Consider the following 24,834-nt stretch of genomic DNA (forward strand, 5'->3'; position numbering starts at 1 on the left):
CTTAATGTAGGCTGGAATATCTTTCACTATGCCTTCGATGAAAGGTGCTGTGATTTTGGCATTCAACTTTCTATGTCAGAAATCAGTCATATTTTTTAACCTATAACTTTTAGAATTATGATGATTCTCGCAATCGTCCTGGCATGACCTGAGCTACCGGTCGTGGGCGTAAACTGGGATTCGGAAACAGCGGCCGCCCTGTCCGGCGTGCCCCCGGGGCGAAGTAGAAGTATCGGGACCCGGTGAATGAACGGACATGGAGCGGACCGGGGTGCGAACCTGCGTGGATCACCGGCAAGGAGCGGGATCCTTTCAGAATCGAATATAGACACGTGCGATTTGTTGCATTATCGTCGGCGGAGTTCCACTTCCAGTTTCCCGCACTCGTTCTCCTGACTGACTTCCATGCCCCGTTCCGCCACACGCAAGTTCGCCCGAAAGCCGGTTACACGTGACATGCTACTGCCGTTGCCAACCGCAAAGATGCGCGCTGTTTCGCTCGAGAATCACCTCGCATTGGCAGCCATGCGCACTGGTAACGGCAACGTTGACCAGATGAGTTGCCTTCTGAAAGCTGTGTATCTCGCATGGTTCCTACGCGACGGGGGAGCGGGTGAGCATGTCGACTTCTTTCGGGAAGCTGAATGCGCTCTCGAATGCTACGCAACCCATGCAGAGCAGCACCGGGGATGGGCGTTGGCGGAGGACGAGTGTGGGGCCATCGAGTCGATACTCGCGTTGCATGACCGACAATTGATATCGATTCCGGCGCACCGTTACGCCGCCGCATGGGAACAGCTGAAACGGTTCATCGAAAGTGATGCAAAGTCGCCATTACCGGTAGCACAGTGAGCGCAGGAAGGCCGAAATGAGTTCGAGCCGCCCGCGTGACAGTTCTGTTGAGCGGAAGCTGCCGCAGGGAAATTCGCGAATTCGCTCTCTGTTTTTTCAATATTGTTGTTATAAATCATAGGGACAGTTATGCGACCTGGAGCGCTTAAAGCAACTGGGCTGGGAAAATCCCTCTGAAATCAGGCATAGGCACTATGCAGGTTTCTTTTGTGCGACGTGGAAGTTGTGTGGTTTGTTGTTTGGTCGTTGCAGTGTGTTTGTGTCAACCGCGACCTGCGACCCCATTTCCTGCGCCACGTCACCATGAATCAATCCCTTCAGGCGGACCCCCGCATGACCAGTTTGCCTGGCAACCAGGTTCCAGGAGGATGCGCGGGATCCGGGTCTTTCCTGTCAAGCGCAACTTCGTCTAGCAACTGGTCCACACTTAACCTGGCGAGCAGATCGAAATCCTGCGCAACAGTCGTGAGCGGCGGACAGCCAAACCTGCTGGAAGGCTGGTCATCGTGACCGGCTACCCTGAGATCGCAATTTTCTCCACGACCTACGCGCCGCCCTCGCTGAAAGGCCGCGGCCATCACGCCAACCGCACAGCGATCGTTGGCGCACAGGATCGTCTGCGTGGGAAAGCCACTGCCATCCAGCAGTGCGAGCGTTCGATCAAACGCTATGTCCTCGAAGCGCCAATTATTGGGGCCAATATCTACAATCTCTGGCGTCAAGCCAAGCGCACGCATTACGCGGACGTACGCTTGCCTGCGTTCCGTGGCATTGTGGTTCACAGCAGGCATGTCGAAATAGGTTGGTGGGCTTCCCGTGCGGTAAAGATATTCGGTAATTGTTGATATCGTCTGACCGTTGTCGGTGCCGACGAATGGTGCATCGACGTCGAGTCGCGAATCAAGAAAAACGATGGGCATTTTCGCCCGGAGACGACGAAACAGATTCAGGTCCGAACGTTCCCCAAGGGGGGCCGCGATCGCGCCTGCAATCGGTAGGGACATAAATGTCTGTAAGGACTTCGCTTCAGTTTTTTCGTCACCGTGAGATGAAAGAACAAGAGCCAGATATCCCAGTTCTATGCAGCGAAGCTCGATTCGTCGGACCAACTCCGTGAAAAACGTGTCCCCCGTGTCCGGCACGATTACGCCGAGGAGCTTGGGACGCTTTTTCTTCATGTTGACCGCGAACAGGTTCGGCCTGTAATCGGTACGTTCCAGAGCTGCTTCGATCTGCTGGCGTATCGACGGGCGAACGCTCTCAGGGTCATCGAAATACTTCGCGATGGTAGGCCGGGAAATACCGGTAAGTTGGGAAAATTCCGCCATATTTCTGATGTTTTGCGCCACTTCACGCCTTCTTGTTTGCTTGGGGTTACACAATGTAGCGCTTATCATACGCGAAAATTTCTCGCATCAATCCTATATTTTGCGCGAGACAAAATAAATATTGATGCGAACTCAATTTCATGAGAGCATCCTGATGAATCGGACTCGCCTTAAACATGGACGGTATTGATGTCGAAGTCGCGGGACTTGATACATGTAGTCCCGATCATATGGGCTGGCGAACTGCAATTACGAATGTTCGGCGTTTTCTTCTGGGGACAAATTTCTTCGGCCGCAATGCGCCGGTTTTCCACGGAGCCATGAGCCGGTAGAGGATCTACGATTTGTGAACGGCGAAACGGCGGTGTGGTGCGAGAATTGTGCCGACCCTTCTATTTGCCGGGCATATAGATAGATTATGGTGCGCAATCTATCCAGATCCTTGGGGCGATAGAAATTATGTTGGAGTGATTTATTAGGATACCTAATTATTTGGGCTGTTATCTGACACTATCAGCGACGCTACCTGCAGCTCTCGCGCCGGCCCCCGACGTACCGCGCTGGGCGAACTACTGAAGTAAATGCCTGTGGTGATAAATCCCCTGATGTGAATCCGGGAGACGGGCGCTCGCTCATCATGCCGGGGGCCGTCTGTGTACGAATTTGCTTGGGGATCGAATATGCATTAAGAGCGATTGGAGCCTGATTCATCGCGCATATCAAATTTAATGCAGACTGCATTTAAACTTGGCTGTTCTGGGTCTTTGAGGTTCCGTCTGTTTTTCATGTTCAAGGATGCGAGCATTATGCCTACTGGATTTTTTGCTGTTTCCTGTGTGCCGGCCCGGTCGCTCATGAACTGGGTTGGCAACATAACTACCGTGCATGGAATGACGACGTTTGTGATTGTACAAGCCATTAACACAAAACCCATATTATCGAATCGCGGGAAATTCTTTGCCGCTGGAACCCATGGTGCAGACGTATGGCGTGGGTTTTCAGCGTACTTGGGAAGAACAACGAGACGGTGAATCTCGTGGGCGCATGAATGATGTCGTCAGTGCACCAGTCGCCCCAAAGGAACGCGTGGCGCCCGAGCGATGCCCATGGAGCGAACAGGAAAATATTTCGTTGTCCAAATTGTTATGGAGAATGATATGAAAGCAGTTCCCCCGCAAGCTGGAGCGGACTTTAAACACTCTTACCGTCCTGTATTGAGAGAATCGATGGACCACATAGAATTGCGCGATGACGAGTGGGCCTTGGTCGAGCCGCTTGTCAATTGTTTTGAGCAACATGCAAATCGACGAGGCAGGCCGAACGTGGATGTTCGTCGAATTGTCAATGCGGTCATCTGGATATTCACTACCGGACAACCTTGGTCAGAATTACCGTTGCGCTATCCGTCGGTTCCGACTGTCCGCAGACGATTTGGAAAATGGCAACAGGACGGCGTGCTTGAAAGAATTTTTCATATATTGGAGAAAAATGGTCATCCGCTGGCTGATGGGTATGCGGAGCGGATCAGACTAGGTCACGATAGGGTCACGAACCGGCCTGATCCGGTTTCTTCGCTTGGAAATAGTCAACCCGTGGCAGACCTCGAAGAGTCAGGTAATACCGAAAACTTCAAAGGGCGAGGTGAGGAACCCGATATCGTCGCGGCATGGGGAGTTCTTGCACTTGCCCACGGCCGGGTCTATCGGCCATACGGCTTGAAGAGTTCGCCTCCGGGGATAGAAATCGATTTCCGGGAGAGGTATGTTATACGTGTCATTGTGGAGCCCGTTGCAAATTCTATGTATCGCGCCTCGGCGGAGGTGCTATACGACGGAAACCGTATTGCCCGCTCGGGACTCATCGGCTCTTGTTGTCCTGCCGAGACGAAAGCGCAAGCAATTGCCATGAATTGGGCGCTTGAGCAGGTTGATGCTCATTGCCGACAAATAGGTGAACACCGGAATGGCCTAGCCTCAATTCCGGCGAAAGAGCGCGGACATTGATCGCTTGCAGAGAGAGTCTCGCTATAGGCTGATGGCGAGTTTGCCTCATCCTCTCATGACGTCAACCAAGAGTTGGCAGTGCTTTACCATACTCGCTGGTAACCCACGGTCGTCAATGTCTGTTCGTGACACTCGTTCGTGTCGCTCGCTTTGGGTTCTCGATTCATTGTGCATTGTGTTCTCCGTTTCGTCCATTTTACGAAACGTTGGTCTCCACTTTTTTCGCCTACCTCAGGGCATCGTAGATAAGTTCAAGGAAGATGTGTTCACGAGTCACGTCTCCTATCCTGGATAGTGAGGCAACGATTATTTGCGACGGACAAGCATCGCCAGTGCCGATCTGCGTGCGAGTGATTCGGTATAGCCAACCAATTCTTCGCGACGCTCTGCGGCGTTGCCTGCACTCAAGCGGTAAGTGGCGCTTCTCATGAAGAAGCCGGCCACTTCGACTTTCCCTTCATGGATAAGACTGTTGAGAGCTGTGCGGATATCGAGATTTGAAGGCACGAAAGCAGACAGGTGCGGCGCAAGGTGTTGAACGGTGTAGATATTCAACGGTTTCATGATCCGCAGGATTGCATCGGATAACCGGCTGTCCGGGGCTTTGTGTTGAGACATTGTCTTTTTCCAATGAGACGAAAAAAGCCAGAGCAAGACTCTGCTGTTTACGGGCATCGACTGCAAGACGACCGACTCTCGCGCTCGTGTGAGGACACGCCGCGAATGTCACGTTGCCGACAGGCGGTATGCCGAATCGTGTCTATCGCGGCAGGGCATAGTGCCTGCGCACGGACAGCCAAGCCAGTGCAGCGAGTGCCCCCCAGCATGCCAGCCGCCTCGTGGTGGTGTCCGCGTAAGATTTGCGTTGTAACTCAATCATCGGAGTTACCTATCTCGCCAGCTCCGCCATCCCGGTCAGTAACAGCGGAAAACTGATGCCCCGGGGAACCAGAGTCGGTTGTCGCCATGTATGGTGTGAGGACCTCGTTGCCAGCATCCTCAAACATCGCGGCCAGCACAGTCCCCTCGACTAGCGCCATGGTTTCCGAGTGAACGACATGGCCATCAGATATGCTGTCCTCTTTCACGGAATCACATGGCGTGGCGCACTCAATGCGTGTCAACTCACTGAAATTTTCGTCTGCATCGACCTGGAACGTATGCATGCCGCCGTGCTGCCCCATGTACCGCACCAGTAATAGCGCGCCAGAAAGTCGCCCCTGCTGCGCATCGTCCTCGCTGATGGGCTGAGGATAGCCGTATTTTCCGTGTCCGCCATCGAACACGTAGTTGTGGCGCGGCTTACCTGTCGCTCCGTGGGGCGCGCCTTCGCCTACGGCCACCGGTGTCGACACTCCGGCCCAGATTGATGTGCTTGACGTGGTTTCCCGCGCTGGCGGCTTGCCGCAGCCAGTGAGTAGGGCGGTCAACGCGCACAGTACCACCAGATATCTCGTATTGTTCACACCACTCTCCATTCGATCAGGCGAGCGCAGTCGCCGTATGTCCCTGCGTACTGCTCGCACAAATTTTCCATTCTCTGCGGAGATAGTACGAATGCCTAGTGGGGCGGCGCAATAGCCGACGACGTGTTTGATGTGTTCCGGAGACAAGCCCGACACAATTCGGATATATCCCATAGCCAAGCCTTGCTGCTGGGTGCTAACGACTCCCTGAAAGCTCAATCTGGAATCCGCAGTCAGTACCGGTTCATGGGGGAAATGGGGCAGGATGACTCAATATAGATAGGATATCGCATTAAATAGGCGGGGGCATACTAGGCGGCGAGAGCAGTCGTATCTTTGAGTCGCAGCGGGCAAGATCAAATTGCCCTTTGGAATGCGCTGCGTCAACTTGGCCCCTGAAATCGGAGGGCTGGGCTCCTGAAACGTTCAAGGTCGAGCGTGACGTTCGTTCTGGCCATGGCGTTGCGATGGTCCGTTTTGGCCGAGTTGTTCAGATGCCAGGAGGATCGAATCGTGAGTAGTAGAGCCTTGACTTTCATTTGTTTGACGGTATTGCTGATAAAGGCTTTGGTTACTTTCGCATCGCGCTTTGCCCGTAGTATGAAGTCCGCCGTCTGACCTGTCCGATCAACCATCCTGTAAAGATACGCCCACGTGCGGCGCGTTGGGACATCGTGCCGCACAGCGGTGCAAGACTCCTCCCATAGGAAAGGGTTGCCAGACCGTCGAGAATATAAAGGCTCCCTTCAGGAGGGAAGGCGCGGCGGCTTCAGGCTGCTGAATAGGATCAAAAGCATTTCGGGTCGGCAAACACTTGATCGGCTGACCGCGGTGTTATGCGTGGGTGGTGAGGGCGGACATCCGCGATGTTCACTGTGATTGCGGCCGGTGGTGGTGGGTGCAAGAGCACGCTGTGCACGGAAGAGTTGCGGTCAACGATTGGGTGAGGGGTTTTGCCTTTCGCCGGGCTTCTCGATAGAAGATTTTTTCAGACTGAATGATCCTGGGATTTTGCGAGCATCCCCGCCAGCGATCGGTTCTCTAAATGTCGTACTGCCCGCTTCGGGCCGGTATCCCGCCGGATGTTCGTCGTGATGGCGGTTTGCGGTGGCGACAATTCCTCATTCGTTGCGTTCCATTGCGCACAGGCTGTGTCCGAGTGGGTTGCAAGTTCCGAGTTTTGTCGCTCACTCCTGCTTTTGGCATGGCGAGAGAAAGTGGCGCGAGCGACGGAGATCTGGGTGGTAAGCACCTGAACCGATGGTTAGGTTGGTCCTGTTGGAGAGCAGCTGTCGGGAGTCCATCGGCGCGCATTTTTGGGGCGTGCGGCGGTTGGGTCGAGATGGCAGTGCCTACCGATTTCTGGCTCAGGACAGACTGGAACGTTTCGACATCCCTGAATAGTCGTATCGCCGGTTCGGCTGAGGGGGATGCATGGGTGTGAGGTGGTGTGTTGCATTCGTGTTTGGTGAGGTGCCTGAATAGGGGAATGCCGCAGTATTTCGAGCGGATTTTGGGACGTTGGTGACGGTGACTATGAAGTCAAGGATTGATTTGGAGGGCGTGCTGGCGCGCCTGCTCGATGCGATGTTAATTGCGCTGGGCGCGGCTCTGGCTTCGCGCTTTACGAGGTCCAGCGCCGGGTTCTCGATCGTTGATGTCGCGTTCTGCATGACGTTCGCAATTTTTGTGTTGCCATGGTTCGGTATTTACGATTCGTGGCGCGGCCGCTCGAAATGGCGTATGAGTGTGAACACTGTGTTCGGCTGGATCGCTGTGCAGGCCTGTGGTCTTGCATTGATGTTTCTGCTTCACCGTACTGCGTTAGTGTCGCGGATCTGGTGCGTGAGTTGGACCGTGTCGACCGCAGTTGCGCTCGTCATGTCGCGGCTGATCGCGTATGTTGTGCTCGCCCGGATGAGGCGCGCTGGGCGCAACTTACGCATGGTGGCCGTGATGGGTGCCGGTGCGCATCGTGACAGCGTAATCGCCAACATCGTGGATTCGCCTGGTGCGGGCTTTCGAGCAGTTGCCACGTTCAACACGCGGCACGGTAGCGAACCCGATTTTTCTGGATTGCCCTCATTCGGTAATCTGCACGAATTTGCGGCTTGGGTACGCCGTGAACATATCGAGGAGGTGTGGCTCGCGCTTTCGATGTCCGAAGAGCAAACGGTGTTGCGTGTCCTCGACGAATTTAGTGGCGACTTGGTCAATTTGCGCTTCATTCCCGATATGCGCGGCATCGCGATGTTCGAGCGTAATGTTGTCGATCTAATCGGCGTGCCTGCTATCAATCTGATGGCCTCGCCAATGACACCGTACGCCCTGATTCTGAAGGCGATATTCGATCGGCTGTTTGCCGCTGCGATCCTGCTCGTGTTGTCGCCGGTAATATTGTCGATCGCCGTGGCTGTCAAATTGACTTCGAAGGGGCCGGTGTTGTTTACTCAGCGGCGCAGGGGTATGGACGGACGCGTTTTTCGAATCTATAAATTCCGCTCGATGCGTGTCCATACGGAGCAGGCCGGCGTGATTTGCCAGGCTACTCGCGGGGATCCGCGCATCACGCGTGTCGGCGCATTTTTGCGCCGTACGAGTCTCGACGAGTTGCCGCAGTTTCTGAACGTGCTGCGCGGCGAGATGTCGGTAGTGGGGCCGCGGCCGCACGCGATCGAACACGACCATCTGTACCGCATGATTGTCGACGGCTATATCCATCGTTACCGGATCAAGCCGGGAATAACCGGATGGGCACAAGTGAATGGATTTCGCGGGGAGACAGATCGAATCGAAAAGATGCGTGAACGTATCGAGCATGATCTGTATTACCTAAGGAATTGGTCGTTCGGGTTGGATATGCGCATTGTTCTTGCGACGGTGGTGAAGGGGGGGCTGCATCGGAATGCGTATTGATGCGTGGTTTTTCTGATGTTCTGTGAAGACATTCTTTCCGCGAAGGAATACGGCGTATCACGGGGCACATATCCTAATGGAACATGAATCATGTCTGCCCGGGACCGGGCAGCGGGGCGGCGCTACTGCGCGCTCGTTTGAATGGGTTGAACACGATGTCAGCGGTAAATCAGAACCGGCCGGCGTATTGGCTCGGAGCACTCATGGCAGCGGTGACACTGCTGACCAGCGCGTGCGCGGTGGCGCCGGGCATGCGGATGGAAACGTCCCGGATGCAGGACGTATCAGGCGCTTCGGGTTCCGCCGGAGAAGCCAGCACGACTGTGGCGAGCGAGAGGGGCGATGCAGCACGTGGCACGCCGGATATCGCGATTACGGAAGTTGATGCGGCGCTGATCTTGCGCCTCGCTCAAAACCGTCAGCAACAGCAACTTGAGATCTCGCAGTTGCTGTCCGGAGCGCCGCAGGCTTATGCCGTCGGCCCCGGCGATGTGCTGCAAATCGTCGTCTGGGACCATCCGGAGTTTGCAGCGGCGCTGGGTTCCGCGCAAACGCAGTCGTCGGTACGGCCGGGTGACCCGCTTGCCGGATTCGTCGTCGATCAGAACGGCAGTCTGACCTTTCCGTATGCGGGCGCGTTGCACGTGGCGGGACTGCGTACTGAGGAGATACAGCAGCACTTGAGCGCTGCGCTCGCGAAGTACTTCGTCAAACCACAGGTGACAGTGCGGATGGCTTCTTATCGCGCGCAACAGGTGTATGTCGATGGTGAAGTGCATAGTGCTGGCGCGTTGGCTGTCAATGACGTGCCCATGTCACTTTACGAAGCAATCGGCCGTGCGGGCGGATTCAGTGAAACGGCCGACCAGAGCGACCTTGTGCTGGTGCGGCACGGCCAGTCATATCGCGTGAACCTGACGCAGTTGTTGGCTCAGGGCGTGAGTCCGTCGTGGCTTTATCTGAAACCGGGCGATTTGCTTCGCGTCGTCTCGCGCGACGAAAACGACGTTTACGTGATGGGCGAAGTGAACAAGCCGGTGTTGGCGATTCCGCGCAGAACCGGCCGCATTACGCTCGCGGACGCATTGTCGCAGGCGGGTAGCGTGAATGCCTCTACAGCTGACGCCGCGCAAATGTTCGTGATTCGCGGTTCCCTGAGCGGGACGCCGCAGGTATTTCACCTCGATGGCCGTTCGCCGGTCGCGATGCTGCTCGCCAAGGATTTCGATTTGCAGCCGAAAGACGTCGTGTACGTGGACGGCAGTGGTCTCGTTCGCTTCAATCGCGTGTTGAGCTTGTTGATGCCACTGATTAGCACCGGGTTGACGGCGGGGGTGATCGCGAAATGATCGGAGTTCTGATGGTGTGTGAAGGTAATATTTGCCGGAGTCCGATTGCGCAGGCGTTTCTCGAGCGGGGGTTGCCGTCCCTTGCCGTTCGGTCTGCCGGTACGCGGGCGCTGGTTGGCAGGCATGCCGATCCGCTTGCGGTGGAGATCGCGCGTGGGCGTGGTATGGACATCAGCTGCCATGTAGCGCAGGCGCTCAGCAACGAACATGTGGACGAGGCAGACCTGATCCTGACCATGACGAATGCACAGCGCACGCTGGTCTTCAATCACTTCCCGTTTGCAAGGGGCAAGGTTTTCCGTCTGGGCGAACACGAGCAAATCGACATCGTGGATCCGTATCAACGTAATCGTGCCATTTTTGAACTCGCTTTTGCGCAAATCGAACACTGTGTTTCGAAGTGGTGCACAGACATTGCAAGGCTGGTTCACTGAGTCATGAAATTACTTCATCAGGAACGCTCGCCCGGCACCCCGGGCGACAAAGAAATCGCACTGTCCGAAGTCATGGCGCTGCTTGTCGAGAACCGGTTTTTGATCGCCGTGACCACAGCGGTGGTTCTGCTTCTCGGCGTTGCCTATGCATTCATCGGCACGCCGATGTACAAGGCCGATGTGATGATTCAAATCGACGACGACGCGAGCAGTGGGACGCTCAATGACAAGCTAGGCGATCTCGCGTCAATGTTCCAGAGCAAGGCGACGGCGGAGGCCGAAATCGAACTGATCCGCTCGCGGATGGTGATTGAAGAAACCGTTCGAGGCTTGCACCTTGACGTGAAGGCCTTGCCACACCGTCTTCCGCTGATCGGCGCGTTGATCGCACGGTACGCCGCCCCGGACAGCCCCGCGAGTTCCGTAATGGGAATGAGCCCCTTTGCCTGGGGTGGCGAGAGTCTGGCCGTCGCGCAATTCGACGTTCCCGCCGCGCTTTATAACCAGACCTTCAGATTGGTCGTTGGTGAGGGGCAGACCTTGGAGTTACGCGATCCGGACGGCCGTGTCGTATTGCGCGGCCGGGTTGGCGTCGCTGCGCAGGGAACGACACAGTACGGCCAGATCCAATTGAGCGTGGATCGTATGGTTGCACGTGTGGGCACGTCGTTCGACCTGAAACGTGCCTCGACGCAACTCACGACTGTCGATTTGCAAAACGCGCTTGACATCAACGAGAAGGCGAAGCCGTCTGGCATGATTTCTATCGCGCTGTACGGCGAAGACGCGATCCGTACGGCGGAGACCGTGAACCGTGTCGCGAACATTTACGTTCAGCGAAACGTGGACCGCAAGTCCGCGCAGGCGGCGCAGATGCTGCGGTTTCTCAGCGAGCAACTGCCTCAACTGCGGTCCGACCTTGACCAGGCTGAGGCGAGGTACAACGCGTTCCGTGCGGAAAACGGCACTGTGGATCTGGAGGCTGAAGGCAAGCTGCTGTTGCAATCTATCGTCGATAGCAAGACCCGGTTGATCGAGTTGCAGGAGCAACGGGCGGCACTCGCGCAGCGGTATACCCCAGAGCACCCGTCCGTGCAGGCAATCGACGCCCAGATCCGTGAACTACACCAACAGCAGGGTGGCTTCAATCAAAAGATCACGGCGTTGCCGAACGTGCAGCAGCAGGCACTGCGACTAATGCGTGATGTGCGAGTCGACACGGATCTGTACACGAAGCTGCTCGACAGCACGCAACAATTGCGCGTGCTGAAAGCAGGGCAGTTGGGCAACGTACATACGGTCGATTACGCGGAGGCGGCCGAAGCGCCCGTCAAGCCGAGGAAAATCCTGGTGGTCGCGCTCTCGGGCGTCATCGGATTGCTGCTCGGATGCTCAATCGCATTTGTTCGCTATACGCTCAATCGTGGACTCGAGACCCCCTCGGAAATCGAAGATGCAGTCGGTGTGCCGGTGTACGCGATCGTCTCGCGCAGCGCGCGACAGCGCGCATTGAGATCATCGGAACGTAGTGGTGGTTCGGGGTCGAGCGTGCTTGCTGCTGTCCATCCTCATGACATCGCGGTGGAAGGCATTCGCAGTTTGAGAACGGTATTGCAACTCGGCCTGCTCAAATCGGACAACAACATCGTGATGCTGACTGGGCCGCGGCCGGGTATCGGCAAGTCGTTCCTCTCGGTGAATTTGTCCGCGGTGCTATCGGCTGGCGGCAAACGCGTGCTGCTGATCGACTCGGACATGCGCCGAGGCGATATTCACAAGCATTTCGCGCTGCCGCGCAAGCCGGGCCTTTCCGATGTGATCTGCGGGGCGGATCCCCGTGGAGCGGTCCACTGTCAGGCCTTGCCCAACCTTGACGTGCTGATGAGCGGTAGCGCTGCTTCCAGTCCGGCCGAGATGTTGATGAGTGAGGCGTTCGGGAATTTGCTGGCGGCGTTCAGCAAGCAATACGACGTGGTGATCATCGATTCGCCGCCAGTCCTTGCTGTGACCGACCCGGTGCTGATCGCCAGGCACGCAGGGCTGACTTTGCTCGTGGTCCGTCACGGTCGCCACACGTCGGCTGAACTTCAGGAAAGCACGCGTCAGTTGAGCAGCGCGGGCAGCATAGTCGACGGCATCTTGTTGAACGACGTCCCTCAACGAGCGAGCGCGTATGGTGCGTTCTCTGAGTATGAAGCCGAGAAGACCTCTTGATGGGTAATGTGAAACAACCTTGGTACCGGAAGGCGTCATTCACGAACTTCGCACCGCGTTGCTTGCGGGTGCGCTATCAGTACATGGCTCGCTTATGAACAGGAAGATATTGGTCACCTTCGGAACCCGTCCCGAGGCCATCAAGATGGCGCCGCTCGTCCGGCAACTCAAGAGCACTGAAGGAATCGCCTGCTTTGTGTGTGTGACCGGACAGCACCGGGAAATGCTTGATCAGGTGTTGAGGCTGTTTCAGATTCGTCCGCATTTTGATCTGAACGTGATGAAACGAAATCAGGACTTATTTGACATTACGAGTTCGATCATGCTGGGCATGCGAGATGTTTTGAAGGACTGCAGGCCGGATCTGATGCTGGTGCATGGCGATACCTCGACTACGCTGGCTGCCAGTCTCGCTGCTTTTTATCAGCGCATTCCAGTCGGGCATGTCGAGGCCGGGTTGCGAACCGGTGATCTTCAATCGCCGTGGCCCGAGGAAGCGAACCGTAGACTGACCGGCGTTCTGGCCGAGAAACACTTCGCGCCTACCGAGCGCTCCCGACAGAACCTGCTCGCCGAGAACGTGCCGGATGAGCGCATCCTCGTAACCGGCAATACGGTGATCGACGCGTTGCTGCACGTGCGCGAGCGGCTCGCGGGCGATGCCCGACTACGTGAGGAAGCCGAGCAACTCCTCCCGGCACTCGCGCCGAACCGCCGTTTGATCCTGGTCACCGGACACCGCCGCGAGAGCTTCGGCGGTGGGTTCGAGCGCATCTGTTCCGCGCTGGCGCAACTCGCGCGCGCGTATCCGGATGTCGACATCGTCTACCCGGTTCACCTCAATCCGGGTGTGCGCGAACCGGTGAACCGGATTCTGACCGGTATTGCGAACGTCCATCTGATCGAACCGCTCGACTATCTCCCCTTCGTTTGCCTGATGGATCGCGCGTATCTGATTCTGACCGACTCCGGTGGAATTCAGGAAGAGGCGCCTTCGCTTGGCAAGCCCGTGCTGGTGATGCGCGAGACCACTGAGCGTCAGGAGGCGGTCGATGCCGGGGTAGTGAAACTTGTGGGAACGGACGTGCATAGGATTGTCGATGGTGTATCTGAGTTGCTATGCAAAGCAAGCATTTACAGAGCGATGAGCGTGCGCGGTAACCCATATGGCGATGGATATGCCTGCGCGCGCATTGCGAAGGCGTTACTTGAAGATGATTTCGGTCCGGCGCTGGCGATCTGAGCGAATACAACCTGTTTACGGATATAACGAATATGGATTTTGAAACTGTTTCGGTGGTCGGACTCGGCTACATAGGACTTCCAACAGCAGCCGCATTCGCGGCGAGGCGCAAACGAGTCATCGGTGTGGACATCAGCCAGCACGCGGTCGACACAATCAACCGCGGTGCAATTCATATCGTTGAGCCGGAGCTTGACATGCTGGTGCACGCGGCGGTGACGCAGGGATATTTGCGCGCCACGATCACGCCCGAACCGGCGGACGCGTTCCTGATTGCTGTGCCGACACCGTTTTCGGACGGCTATAAGCCGGATCTCCGGTTCATCGAGGCAGCGAGCCGGGCGATCGCACCGGTGCTCAAGAAAGGTGATCTGGTTGTGCTCGAATCTACTTCGCCGGTCGGCACCACCGAGCAGATGGCAGCTTGGATGGCGGACCTTCGGCCCGATCTTACATTCCCGCAACTAGCGGGCGAGCAATCGGACATCCGCGTTGCGCATTGCCCTGAACGTGTGCTCCCCGGTCACGTGATTCGGGAGCTGGTCGAAAATGACCGTGTAATTGGCGGCATGACGCCACGATGCAGTGAGTTGGCACGCGAGCTCTATCAAAGCTTCGTGCGTGGCGACTGCATTCTGACGGACGCCCGTACGGCCGAAATGTGCAAGCTCACGGAGAACTCATTCCGCGACGTCAACATTGCGTTCGCCAACGAACTCTCGATCATCTGCGACAAACTCGATATTAACGTGTGGGAGTTGATCCGTCTCGCCAACCGGCATCCACGCGTTAGCATTTTGCAGCCGGGACCGGGTGTAGGTGGTCACTGTATCGCCGTTGACCCTTGGTTCATTGTGGACTCCGCGCCAGAACAGGCGCGACTGATTCGCACTGCGCGAACGGTCAATGACGATAAGCCAGGCTATGTGATCGATCGTGTCGAGCGCGCGGCGAGGCGCTTCAAGGATCCGGTGATCGCGTGTCTCGGACTGGCTTTCAAAGCGAATATCGACGACCTGCGCGAAAGTCCGGCGCTCGAAATTGCAGACGAACTCGCCGGGCGATTCGCCGGGCAGGTGATAGTCGTGGAGCCGAATGTCAGAACGTTGCCGGAAGCGCTCGACGGCAAGGTCCGGCTCTGCGAATTGAGCGAAGCACTGCTGGAAGCAGACATCATCGTCATTCTGGTCGACCATGCGCAGTTTCGGCGCGTGGACCCCGTGAAATTCCAGGCGAAAGTCGTGATCGATACGCGTGGGGTGCTGGCGCATGCGTGACCGACCGCGCCCGCTCGATACGTCAACGTCGGGGCCCTTCGCGAGAGAGCAAACGGCTACGCGCGTCGGCTCTGCCACGAAGGCGTCGCGTCTTCGCACGAATTTCCTGGCCATGATGGTCTGGCAGGTGGGCAATTACATCGTGCCGTTGGCGACCTTTCCGTACTTGACACGCGTGCTCGGTGCGGCGCATTTCGGCGTGCTTGGCTACGCGACGGCGATTGCCACTTACGGCATGCTGGTGACCGAGTGGGGGTTTTTTCTCAGCGGTCCCAAGGCAGTCGTCGAACGTCGGGGCCAGCCTGGTCTTCTTAACGAACTCGTCTGGTCGACGATGATCGCCAAAGGTTGTCTTTGCGCGATCTCGTTCGTTATCCTGCTGGTCATCGCGCGCTTCGACAGCAAGCTCGCTTTGGTCTGCCCGGTGGTGCTCGCTGCCTGGCTGACTGTGATCGGCAATGTTTTTACGTTGAACTGGCTGTTACAGGGATTGGAACGGTTCTCCGTCTTTTCCGCCGTCGCGCTGACCGGACGATTTTTGACGTTGCCGCTGACATTCGTTTTTGTGCATCGTAGTAGCGACGTCGCAATTGCAGCGGGAATCCAGGGGGGGAGCGCGATCTTCACGGGATTTTTTTCACTGATTGCCGTATGGCGTCTCGGCGTATTGCGCCGCCCCTGCGCGTCGGCTAGCTCGGTTTGGCTGCGTATTCGGGAAGGCGCCGACATGTTCGTGTCGTCCGCGTCGGTGAGCCTGTTTAGCGTGACGAACGCGGTGATTCTTGCGTCGATGACGACGCCCTATCAGGTCGGTATCTACATCGCGGCCGACAAGTTGAAGACCGCGGGCAACATGGTCCCGGCACAGATCACGACGGTGTGCTACCCACGTGTCACAGCGCTGTTCAGCACGCAATCCCGTGCCGCTGCCCGGCTTACGGTCATTGGCGCCGCAGCCACATTTTCGACCACGGTTGCTGGTGCGCTCGCCTTTATTTATCTGTCCGCTCCGCTTTCGACATTCGTGCTGGGCGCCGGCTTCCAGGGCGCCTCGTCGGTGTTGAAGCTACTTTGTTTCGCCACCGTTTTTGGCAATCTCGCGTACTTCCTCGGATTGCAGGTGCTCGTGCCGTTCGGAAGCGCACGCACGCGTTCAATGATCATGCTGGCGGCGGGCGTGCTGAACGTTGCGCTGGCGATCGTCTTGACCCCACGGTTTGGTGCTGATGGCGCTGCGGCGTCGTTTCTTCTCGCTGAGATGGCGATACTTGTTATTTATGTGGCGATGATTTTGAGCAAACCATCGTTGCGCAATCACTTTGCTCAATTGTTGAATCGATGATGGAAAGCAGAGTTCCTATTCACGTTATATCGCTACCGCATTCGGGACGTCGCGACGCGATCTCCAAGGTGTTGACGGACCATGGCGCGGTATTCCGCATCAAGGACGCCGTCGATGCGCAAGCGCTCACCGAAGCCGAACTGCATGCCTCCTGTGACGACGGCGTGGCGCGCGAGCGCTACGGCCGTTCAATGACTCACGCGGAGGTGGCGTGCTTCATGAGTCATCGTTCGGTGTGGCGCACGATTGTGGATACTGGCCACGCCGCGGTGGTTCTGGAAGACGACGCGGTTCTGGAACCTGCGTTTTTCGATCGCGTGTTGCGGGCGAGCGAGACCGAACTATCGAGCCATGCCGACATTGTGTTGCTCGGACGATCCAAGTTGCGGCGCGCGGCGTCATCCTGGACCTACTTCAACGAGCCGCTCAAGCAGGTCGCGACGGTAGCCGGATTGCGGATCGGCATTCCGTTCAAGCAGTGGACGTCAGGGGCGGTAGGCTACTGGATATCCGTACAGGCGGCTCGTCAGGCACTTGCCTACGCCGACGGGCCAATCGGCGCATTGCTCGATGACTGGCCATGGCACCGGGATCACGGAGGTTCTCGCGTGCTCGAATTGCGCCCCTATGCGGTATGGGAAGACTTCGAGCGACTGCCTAGCAGTATCGAGCGGGAGCGTAAAGCGCGCACGAACTCACGAACGTCGTTGCATGAAGCTGCACTCTGGCCGCTGCGCCTCGTGCGAACCGCGGTCAGGTGGAGTGCTGTCGCATGGCGTCGGCTGTCATCGCTAGGTGAGGCCGGAAGGGCACACCATGAGTGACGTGATACCGATGCACCGGCACGGGGGGCAAAGCGGCGCGAGCGTGTGCAAGCCGACGCAATGGGCACCCATCTCGCTGCGATGGGCAATATTTGCCGTTGGCCTCGCGCTGTCTCCGTTCGCGGATTTCCTGTCAGTCAGGGCCGTGCACGGGCTCGACGCTGCCAGCGGCGACGCACGTTACTCGTTGTTCGTGCGAGGGGGCATGGTGATCGGACTGTTCATTGTCCTGTTGACGAGCGGCAGGGTGAGGCTGTCGAGTTGGCGCACCGCGCTGTTGGCGATGGTCGCGATTGTTGCGTCGGCCGTGACCTACGCGTTCGGCGATATGTCGAGCGCCGAGTTTGCCCTGCAGGCTGTTTTCGTTCTCAAGGTGTTCTCCTTTTTTGTGTGCTTCGCGGCCCTTTCTGGGATGAGCAACCGGCAACTCGATGAACTCGAACCGATCATGCGCTTCACCCTGCTGGCCTACGCGTTATCGATTATCGCGGGGGCGGTGTTTTCGATCGACATCTTTCGCAGTTACTGGGCTAACACCCAGATTCGTTCTGGCTACAAAGGCATCGTGTATGCGCAGAACGAAGCCTCGGCATTGATGATCGCGGGGCTCGGCTATGGCCTGCTCAGCGCGTTGACGTCGGGCTGGTCGGCATGGCGTCGTGTGCTGGTGGGCAGTATCGTGCTGGCTTCGCTCCTGGTAGGCACGAAGGCCGCTATGGCTGGAGTCATTGCGATGACGTGTTCATATCTTTATTGCCGGCATCGGATTCTGCAGGCGACGATTCGCGCGTTGGCTGTCGCCGGAGTGCTGGCCGGTATCGCACTCGCCGTCTACCTGTCGGTGCCGAGCGTGAGGAGAGCCGTCCAGCTCAGTCTGCAATACTTCATGTATCAGCATGACCGCGCCGGCGGCGCAGGCATGCTCTCTACGGTCCTGTCAGGACGTGACATCAAATTCTCGAACGTATGGGGCGGGCTGGCAAAGGACGACTACGTAGCGCTGTTGACTGGCGGCTATCCGGTCGTGCGCTATCTGGTTGAGATCGACGTGCCGGACTTGGTACTGGCGATGGGTTTGCCGGTTTGCGCCATCTATTTGTGGAGCGTGGGCAAAGCCTTCCTCTATGGCGAGGCCGGCGCAGTACCTCGGTTTGGCAAGTGGTTTTTTTTCGTTTTAATGGCCACGGCTTGCACAGCAGGACACGTACTCGTGTCCGCGATCGTTAGCCCATATCTGGCTATGATCGCCGTACTCGTCAAGCGTGCTGCGGCAGAGCGCCGATCCTCAACGAGGGAGGTCAGCGATGAGTAAGTGCAATGACTTTGATGCGAACACGCGACATGCGGCATCACTGATACGGGTTCTGCATGTAGGACCGGGGCGGGGGCAGCGAGGCGGTATTGCGTCTGTTCTCGCGGAACTCGGTACGCAGCAAAGTCGGTTCTTGCAAGAAGCCATTACCTTGACTATCTTCGAAACGAATGGGTTCCAGAGCGTGAGATCGTTGCTGTGCTTTCTGCTGCTCGATATTCCGCGCTTTCTGATTGCGGTGTTCAAGGGCGTCGACCTGGTTCACTTTCATGTGTCGGTCCGTGGATCGTTTTACCGAAAATTCATCCTGTACGTTCTCGCCACGCTTGTCGGCAAGAAGACGATTTTTCATCTGCACGCGGGGAACTTCCAGCATTTCTGGAGCAGTAGCGGGACCGTTGTACGTCAGGCGGCGTCGCGCTTTATTCGTGCCGCGGATGTCGTAGTGGCAGTTTCATCAGCAATTGCCGCCGAACTTGAGGAGCATCGAGGCGGTGCGCACGGCCTGTACGTGATCGGAAACACCGCGCATGGCGCTGAAGCGATGGCGGGCGCGGCGCTACGTGAAGGTTCGTATTCGAAGAATACGGGCATCGCACCGTACGTCGCCTTCGTCGGTAGATTGACAGAAGGAAAAGGGATCGACGACATGTTGAGGGCGACGGCGTTATTGAGTCATCAGGGAGTGAACTTTCAACTGCGGCTGGCGGGTACGGGAGACATGGATAAATGGACACGCGCAGCGATCCGCTACGGCGTGAGTGAGCAGGTCCGTTTCGTCGGCTGGCTGCAGGGTGATGAAAAACTCGCGTTCTATCGCGACGCTGTTCTGTTTTGCATGCCGAGCCATTTTGAATCGTTCGGCATCTCGACACTTGAGGCGATGTTCATCGGGCGGCCAGTCATCGGCACGCAAGTAGGCGGTTTCCTCGATCTGGTCGAGGACGGTGTCACCGGCTATCTCGTTCGTTGCAAGGACGTGCGTGCGCTCGCAGGCAGAATCCGGTATTTGATGGAACGTCCCGACATCGTGCGCGCGATGGGGGAGGCCGCTGTTTCGCGAGCGTTGAGTCGCTACTCGGTGGAGACGGTCATCGATCAATACGTTCAATGCTATCGGACGGTGTGCGAATCAAAGGGAGAGGAACGTATATGAGCGGGATACCGGTGCATCGATGGAAATTTATCTTCCTGCTAGGAAGCATTTTTAGCTTGGCTAGTGCGCAGGACTTGGGCGTTATTTGGACCGACCCGCAAATGACCGCATTGGCGAGTACATACGACCTGTTGTTCTCGGCGACCTGGGCCGATGGCATTGGAGCGGGCATCGGCGTTCAGGCGAATCCTGGCAATATTGCGGTAGTTGACGATCCGTTGGTGGCAGGAAGAAAAGCCATTCGCGTTCATATGTCCAAAGCCGAGGACTTTTCGAAGATTGCGAACGGCGTTCCCCGTGCAGAGCTGATCTTCCCAAAAGCGGTGAGTTTTTCGCAAGGCCCGGACTATCTGGTCAGATGGAGCACTTTTATCCCGGCTGGATTCGCATTCGACACGAAGCAGGCGCTCATCATTACACAGGTTCACCAGGGAGAGTGGACAGGAGGGCCAACGATCGCATTGAGCCTGCAAGGTAACCGGTACGCTGTTTCCGAGCGCGGGGGGGGCGATGCGAGGATCGTTTCTGCGGGGAAATGGCTATGTTGTGCCGACGCCGACGAGGGTAAATGGGTCAATTGGGCGCTGCGCTATGTCGCCGACGATTCCGGACATCACGCTTCGACCCAATTGTGGAAAGACGGGCACTCGGTGTTTGCGTCGCAAGGAGTAGCGAACGCCTATATGGGCGTGCAGGACGCGTATCTCAAGATGGGATTGTACAAGGCTGGATGGACCACTTCGCCGTCGGACGTCACCGACATTACGTTGTTTTTTGGGCCGGTGTCGGTCTCGAAGAAATGAGTGTAATGTCCACGACGAAGTCCCGGCGCGTGGAATTCAAAGAACATACAGAGTGGTTTTATGAAGCGCATTGAATTATTCGGATGTCCAATGGATGCGGCGACAATGGAGGAAACCGTTGCCGAGATTTCAACGCGAATCGTCACGAAGCAGTTTACGCAACACGTTGCTGTCAATGTAGCAAAGCTTGTGCATATGCAATCGGACATGCAACTCGCGCACTCGGTTCGATCCTGCGACCTGATCAGTGTCGACGGGATGGGCGTGGTTTGGGCTGCGCGGATGCTCGGCCATGCGGTGCCGGAGCGCGTCGCGGGTGTGGATCTGTTCGACCGCTTGTTGACGGAAGCGGCTAGCTTGGGGTGGCCGGTGTATCTGCTTGGCGCTGCCGACGAAGTTGTTGCACGGGTGGCGACGATATGTGCAATCCGCTATCCGAGGCTCCAGATTGCAGGCTACCACCACGGCTATTTTGGCGGCGACCAATGGTTGGTGGTCGACAGGATTCGTGAGTCGGGCGCGCGATTGCTTTTCGTGGCGATCACGTCTCCGACCAAGGAAAACTTCATTGAACGCTGGAAGGCCTCGCTCGGTGTCGACTTCGTGATGGGGGTTGGCGGTACATTCGATGTCGTGGCCGGCAAGGTCAACCGGGCGCCTCGCTGGATGCAGCGGGCGGGGATGGAGTGGCTCTTTCGGGTTCTGCAGGAACCACGCCGGATGTGGCGTCGCTATCTGGTTACCAACAGCAAGTTTGCACTGATGCTGGGTAAGGCGCTAACGGTTCAGCGACACTAAGTGTCAGGGAAGAGGCCGGTGCCGTGGCGGTTTTTCTTTCCGTATCATTTTTAAACAGGATGGGTTTCATGCTGTATATCTTTCGGATAGCACATTTCCTCCATTGCTTGCGTATTCCTTTTTTGCCGTGGATTTTGAAGGTTTTCAACAGGGTTGTTTTTTCGGTGTCCTTGCCCCCTTCTGTAACGATTGGGCGCAACGTGGTATTCGGTTATCAGGGGCTCGGAATCGTTGTGCACCGGCAGGCGGTGCTAGGTAACGATATCGTTATTGCACCCCATGTGGTGATTGGCGGGCGTGGTCAACCAGGTGCGCCGGTGATTGGGGACAATGTTCTGATCGGGGCCGGCGCGTGCATATTGGGACCGGTGGCCATCGGGCGCAACGCGAAGATTGGAGCGAACGCGGTGGTGACATCTGACGTGCCCCCTGACGTGACGGTAGTAGGTATCCCGGCTCGAATAGTTCAGCTACACCCCAAAAAAGCGGCCGAATATTTGGACTGACGCAGGATGCAAGAGCCGCCGAGGTGAATCATACACTTCATGATAACGGCGCTTCCCGCTGACTGCGGGACTTCCAGTCTAGCGCAGCAAGTTGTGCCAGTAACAAAGTTATTCCGGCATTACCCAGCAGTTCGCCCGGCCAAACGTCGATCTTGCCATACCAGAGTAGCCCTGCCAGATCGGTAAACTGTCCGGCCATGATCATTGCCATAATCAATCGGCTACCCAACCCTCGCCCTGGCGTGGCCATCAGCCACGCACCGCACAGAGTCAACACAACATCAAGCGTGATAGCTGTGTAAATCATCAATCGCTTCTCCCGATCACACGGTCTACGGCACGGTCTAGAAACCACTGACCGCGCCGTCTGACAAGGCGTAAGGCCATCTCAACCAGTGTCATGCCGAATAGGCCTACGCAGAAACTCACGCCAGCTCCCAACCGCACATCAGCATCTGGTAGCCAGTGTGCATTAATGGCTGGTGCGATAAAGGTAGCTGCTGCACAACCAACAAAAACCATGATCAGGCGTTCTCGGCGTGACATGCTTTTCTGCAGAGCAGCAGGTACAACCGCTCCCACCGCGCCAGCGGCCAATACCAGCAATTTATAGGGTAGTATCACAGTGGCAAGCATGTCCCACTCCAAGCGGCCTCATGGTAACTGTGGCCGATCACGTCCGGATTGCTGTAACGTTTAGCAGGCTCGAAGTCCGATCCCGACGCCACGGCATTTTTCACCTCATCATGTTGCCTTACGCAAGCAACGCCTTCCGGGCAATTTCCCAGCGCGCTAGTCGGTGCTCATGTCCAGCCATCGCCGGTCCGTTGACAACACGTGTGGTTCCGGGAAAATCGTTGCGATCGGCAAGGTCATTACAGCCGCGCGCTGACCAGAACCATGCAGCCGAGCGCGCCGCGAGAATCTCATCCTGCGCGAGTTGCTCCGGGTGTGCGAGCAGGTCGACTCCGAGAGCTGCGCCACACATACGGTAATTCTCGGCAAAGGTGATCTGCTTCAGACCGCGCCCGCGATAGCGCCAACCATCTCCTGAGGTCTCATCGCGGTTGCCGTAACGTCCTCCATACGCGAGATTTGCAATCGTCATTTGTCGAGCAAGCGGCACCATCCGTTCATGTGGATGGCGCCCTAATTGAGTGCGCATGGAGGCTGGAATGCGCGAGAAGATTGCTAGCGCCTCGGGGCGGTAGTTGAACGACTCGACGAGTTGAGTGAAACCCGCCGATTCGTGTCCGACCTGGGCAAGGAATGCGGCCTGACGAGCAGGCGTGTTGATTGCGAATTCTGCCAGCGCCATCATGACGGGCTCATACCAGCGGTCAACTGACTCGGGCGCGACAGCGACCGCATGCATAAACTGGATTCTGTCCATGTTTGCTCCCAAAGATAATTGTCACATCCGCTAACACACTCGCCGTACCGACCATGGGGGCCGCCCGAGACTGATCTGATTGTGGCTGCCAGAGTGCACACCGCAGCGAGCGATATCTCCGCCGTGGATGTCGTGAGCACCGGTCCGGACGTGCCCACGCCGATAGCCAGCCGTGCAGCTAGCCCCGCAATGCCCCACAGCCATCACGTCCTCCTCACAGTGGCCCGACGAGATTGTGGCCCCGTATGTGTCCGCTCATCAGTGATTCCTTGCGCGAATAGAGATGCCCATCAACACTCCGCTCGCCTCCAGGCTTCGCTTTGCGATACGACTATCTTAGAAACTTCGGAGCCAAGCCTCCAAGACAAAAAAATCGCCTGTCCGATTGTGATTGGCTACCCGGATTTATGATCACGAGCCAAATCGTCAGGAGTGTGGGCAGTTTGATGGCGACGACTTCAGAACTGCGAACTCCTGCAGAACCAGTTTCTCGCCGCAATCCGCCCGACGTGTCCGATGCTACCCGGCCAGTTGCCTGCAAAGCTCGCGTCGAACTCCCCGCGTCAGCGCAAATCGTCTCGTAGCTGAGCGTCACGAGCGATGCCTCACTGTCGCTCAGGCTGTGCAGGGCGAGCCAACGTATCGTATGGCGGATGACCACCGCCGGAAACCGATGGCAGCGATAAATCGATTTTTTGTCGTCACTTTATGCCGTGCAAACATCTCGCCAATGTGGCAGTGCCCTCACTCCTCGGGGGCGGGCTTTGTCTGGCCCGGGCGGGCATTGAAGTAGAAACTCAATACCTGTTGGGCGTTGGCACTGGTGTAACCCAAGATCGTGCCACCCAGTCCCGAGACGATCTCGGCGACCGCGGTGTCCCTGATACTGACGCCGCCGACCATCAGTCCGTAAGCGCCCGCGAGTGCCGCCGCGATCGTTCCGCCGAAGCAGACGAGCGAAATAATGCCGATGATCAGGGGCGCATCGCGCCTGCCGCGCTGACCGGGCCGACTATTTCGACGAGGCTTAAGCTTGTTACAGGCAGCTGCCAGCGCCTTTGCGTCCGCGAATCCGATCTTGGCCATCTGAGCGCAATACTTGTGCTCGGCCTCTGTGAGTGCGAGCAGTTGCTCGAGCGTAGCGGATTCCGTTGCATGCCAGATGTTGTGTAGACGAACCTGGACATTGTTTGCACCCACCGGATCCAGATTGAGTGCTTGCTCCAGAATGGCGATAGCGCTACCGGCAAAGGGACCGCTCAGCCCGAGCGCAATCATCGGAGCAAGTTCATGAACAATGGGCGGAGCACAACGGTCAGCATGCGAGTTCATTCAATTCCTCAGCCCGACGGCCGTGCCGCCCGCTATCATTCGGATGTTTCAAGCCGGTAGCGATATGCACGTGCCCGAACCGCCAGGTAGTTGCCTGCAATCCTGACTCACCCACTCGATGGTCGTGTCTTGCTGCGGCGTTTCAGTACACGGGTAGACGCACGGACCCTCCATTCGGGTGAAGCAGCCCGATTTCCCCTGATATGCCCAACGCAGGGCTTTCAATCGGGGCGTAGGACTGGTGCGAGCATTCTGAAGAGCAAGCCCAACACGAACCTGATATTTC

The 24,834-nt window shown here is 57.1% G+C and carries 24 protein-coding genes; 16 read left to right on the forward strand and 8 right to left on the reverse strand.

Annotated elements, in window-relative coordinates; all coding sequences use genetic code 11:
* Nucleotides 1-242: 242 nt before the first annotated feature.
* On the forward strand, nucleotides 243-455 hold the full coding sequence (locus ACOSV0_RS22100; protein ID WP_434113559.1) for a hypothetical protein: 213 nt from the start codon (nucleotides 243-245) through the stop codon (nucleotides 453-455).
* A 1-nt stretch (nucleotide 456) separates the two neighbouring features.
* Nucleotides 457-852 carry a hypothetical protein gene (locus ACOSV0_RS22105; RefSeq protein WP_434116201.1) on the forward strand — a complete coding sequence of 132 codons (396 nt, stop codon included), beginning with the start codon at nucleotides 457-459 and terminating at the stop codon, nucleotides 850-852.
* 317 nt (nucleotides 853-1,169) lie between these two features.
* Here the strand turns inward: ACOSV0_RS22105 and ACOSV0_RS22110 are convergent, their stop codons facing one another.
* Nucleotides 1,170-2,201: a LacI family DNA-binding transcriptional regulator gene (locus tag ACOSV0_RS22110; RefSeq protein WP_434113562.1), complete on the reverse strand. Its 1,032-nt coding sequence runs from the start codon at nucleotides 2,199-2,201 to the stop codon at nucleotides 1,170-1,172.
* Nucleotides 2,202-3,286: 1,085 nt separating this feature from the next.
* Between ACOSV0_RS22110 and ACOSV0_RS22115 the strand changes: the two genes are divergently transcribed.
* On the forward strand, nucleotides 3,287-4,183 hold the full coding sequence (locus ACOSV0_RS22115; protein ID WP_434113565.1) for a transposase: 897 nt from the start codon (nucleotides 3,287-3,289) through the stop codon (nucleotides 4,181-4,183).
* Between the two features lie 306 nt (nucleotides 4,184-4,489).
* On the opposite strand, the gene ACOSV0_RS22120 is transcribed toward ACOSV0_RS22115, so the two are convergent.
* The 3 genes from ACOSV0_RS22120 to ACOSV0_RS22130 all read right to left on the reverse strand — a co-directional run bounded on the left by ACOSV0_RS22120 (nucleotide 4,490) and on the right by ACOSV0_RS22130 (nucleotide 6,284).
* Nucleotides 4,490-4,801: a hypothetical protein gene (locus tag ACOSV0_RS22120; RefSeq protein WP_434113568.1), complete on the reverse strand. Its 312-nt coding sequence runs from the start codon at nucleotides 4,799-4,801 to the stop codon at nucleotides 4,490-4,492.
* A 254-nt stretch (nucleotides 4,802-5,055) separates the two neighbouring features.
* Complete coding sequence (locus ACOSV0_RS22125; RefSeq protein ID WP_434113570.1) at nucleotides 5,056-5,649, reverse strand: hypothetical protein; 594 nt, start codon at nucleotides 5,647-5,649, stop codon at nucleotides 5,056-5,058.
* 383 nt (nucleotides 5,650-6,032) lie between these two features.
* On the reverse strand, nucleotides 6,033-6,284 hold the full coding sequence (locus ACOSV0_RS22130) for a hypothetical protein (RefSeq protein WP_434113572.1): 252 nt from the start codon (nucleotides 6,282-6,284) through the stop codon (nucleotides 6,033-6,035).
* Nucleotides 6,285-7,185: 901 nt separating this feature from the next.
* On the opposite strand from ACOSV0_RS22130, the gene ACOSV0_RS22135 reads away from it, so the two are divergent.
* The 13 genes from ACOSV0_RS22135 (at nucleotide 7,186) to ACOSV0_RS22195 (ending at nucleotide 21,823) form a co-directional block, all read left to right on the forward strand.
* Nucleotides 7,186-8,565, forward strand: a complete 1,380-nt coding sequence (locus ACOSV0_RS22135) for an undecaprenyl-phosphate glucose phosphotransferase (RefSeq protein WP_434113575.1) — start codon at nucleotides 7,186-7,188, stop codon at nucleotides 8,563-8,565.
* A gap of 203 nt (nucleotides 8,566-8,768) precedes the next feature.
* A complete protein-coding gene (locus ACOSV0_RS22140; protein WP_434113577.1) occupies nucleotides 8,769-9,914 on the forward strand; it encodes a polysaccharide biosynthesis/export family protein in 1,146 nt (381 codons plus the stop codon).
* On the forward strand, nucleotides 9,911-10,348 hold the full coding sequence (locus tag ACOSV0_RS22145; RefSeq protein WP_434113579.1) for a low molecular weight protein-tyrosine-phosphatase: 438 nt from the start codon (nucleotides 9,911-9,913) through the stop codon (nucleotides 10,346-10,348). Before ACOSV0_RS22140 ends, ACOSV0_RS22145 begins: the two co-directional genes overlap by 4 nt.
* Before the next feature lie 3 nt (nucleotides 10,349-10,351).
* Nucleotides 10,352-12,562, forward strand: a complete 2,211-nt coding sequence (locus ACOSV0_RS22150; RefSeq protein ID WP_434113581.1) for a polysaccharide biosynthesis tyrosine autokinase — start codon at nucleotides 10,352-10,354, stop codon at nucleotides 12,560-12,562.
* A gap of 94 nt (nucleotides 12,563-12,656) precedes the next feature.
* Nucleotides 12,657-13,805 (forward strand): non-hydrolyzing UDP-N-acetylglucosamine 2-epimerase, encoded by a 1,149-nt coding sequence (gene wecB, locus ACOSV0_RS22155; RefSeq protein WP_434116059.1) that lies wholly within the window; start codon nucleotides 12,657-12,659, stop codon nucleotides 13,803-13,805.
* Nucleotides 13,806-13,837: 32 nt separating this feature from the next.
* Nucleotides 13,838-15,082, forward strand: a complete 1,245-nt coding sequence (gene wecC, locus ACOSV0_RS22160) for a UDP-N-acetyl-D-mannosamine dehydrogenase (protein ID WP_434113584.1) — start codon at nucleotides 13,838-13,840, stop codon at nucleotides 15,080-15,082.
* Nucleotides 15,083-15,197: 115 nt separating this feature from the next.
* Entirely contained in the window at nucleotides 15,198-16,424 is a 1,227-nt protein-coding gene (locus tag ACOSV0_RS22165; protein ID WP_434116061.1) for a flippase, read from the forward strand.
* A gap of 68 nt (nucleotides 16,425-16,492) precedes the next feature.
* Nucleotides 16,493-17,248: a glycosyltransferase family 25 protein gene (locus ACOSV0_RS22170; RefSeq protein WP_434113587.1), complete on the forward strand. Its 756-nt coding sequence runs from the start codon at nucleotides 16,493-16,495 to the stop codon at nucleotides 17,246-17,248.
* The gene (locus ACOSV0_RS22175; protein ID WP_434113589.1) at nucleotides 17,241-18,560 is read left to right on the forward strand and encodes a hypothetical protein; all 1,320 of its coding nucleotides are present in this window, start codon (nucleotides 17,241-17,243) and stop codon (nucleotides 18,558-18,560) included. The genes ACOSV0_RS22170 and ACOSV0_RS22175 overlap by 8 nt, the downstream gene beginning before the upstream one ends.
* Entirely contained in the window at nucleotides 18,553-19,716 is a 1,164-nt protein-coding gene (locus ACOSV0_RS22180; protein ID WP_434113591.1) for a glycosyltransferase family 4 protein, read from the forward strand. Before ACOSV0_RS22175 ends, ACOSV0_RS22180 begins: the two co-directional genes overlap by 8 nt.
* A complete protein-coding gene (locus ACOSV0_RS22185) occupies nucleotides 19,713-20,519 on the forward strand; it encodes a heparin lyase I family protein (RefSeq protein ID WP_434113594.1) in 807 nt (268 codons plus the stop codon). Before ACOSV0_RS22180 ends, ACOSV0_RS22185 begins: the two co-directional genes overlap by 4 nt.
* A gap of 60 nt (nucleotides 20,520-20,579) precedes the next feature.
* A complete protein-coding gene (locus ACOSV0_RS22190) occupies nucleotides 20,580-21,317 on the forward strand; it encodes a WecB/TagA/CpsF family glycosyltransferase (protein WP_434113597.1) in 738 nt (245 codons plus the stop codon).
* 68 nt (nucleotides 21,318-21,385) lie between these two features.
* Nucleotides 21,386-21,823 (forward strand): serine O-acetyltransferase, encoded by a 438-nt coding sequence (locus ACOSV0_RS22195; protein WP_434113599.1) that lies wholly within the window; start codon nucleotides 21,386-21,388, stop codon nucleotides 21,821-21,823.
* 37 nt (nucleotides 21,824-21,860) lie between these two features.
* Here the strand turns inward: ACOSV0_RS22195 and ACOSV0_RS22200 are convergent, their stop codons facing one another.
* The 4 genes from ACOSV0_RS22200 to ACOSV0_RS22215 all read right to left on the reverse strand — a co-directional run bounded on the left by ACOSV0_RS22200 (nucleotide 21,861) and on the right by ACOSV0_RS22215 (nucleotide 24,548).
* Nucleotides 21,861-22,130: a hypothetical protein gene (locus tag ACOSV0_RS22200; RefSeq protein WP_434113602.1), complete on the reverse strand. Its 270-nt coding sequence runs from the start codon at nucleotides 22,128-22,130 to the stop codon at nucleotides 21,861-21,863.
* On the reverse strand, nucleotides 22,130-22,459 hold the full coding sequence (locus ACOSV0_RS22205) for a hypothetical protein (RefSeq protein WP_434113603.1): 330 nt from the start codon (nucleotides 22,457-22,459) through the stop codon (nucleotides 22,130-22,132). Before ACOSV0_RS22205 ends, ACOSV0_RS22200 begins: the two co-directional genes overlap by 1 nt.
* Nucleotides 22,460-22,577: 118 nt before the next feature.
* Complete coding sequence (locus tag ACOSV0_RS22210) at nucleotides 22,578-23,216, reverse strand: glycoside hydrolase family 19 protein (RefSeq protein WP_434113606.1); 639 nt, start codon at nucleotides 23,214-23,216, stop codon at nucleotides 22,578-22,580.
* Between the two features lie 744 nt (nucleotides 23,217-23,960).
* Nucleotides 23,961-24,548 carry a hypothetical protein gene (locus tag ACOSV0_RS22215; RefSeq protein ID WP_434113609.1) on the reverse strand — a complete coding sequence of 196 codons (588 nt, stop codon included), beginning with the start codon at nucleotides 24,546-24,548 and terminating at the stop codon, nucleotides 23,961-23,963.
* Between the last annotated feature and the right edge of the window lie 286 nt (nucleotides 24,549-24,834).

Source organism: Paraburkholderia caffeinilytica (genome assembly GCF_051027425.1).
Taxonomy (GTDB): domain Bacteria; phylum Pseudomonadota; class Gammaproteobacteria; order Burkholderiales; family Burkholderiaceae; genus Paraburkholderia; species Paraburkholderia caffeinilytica_A.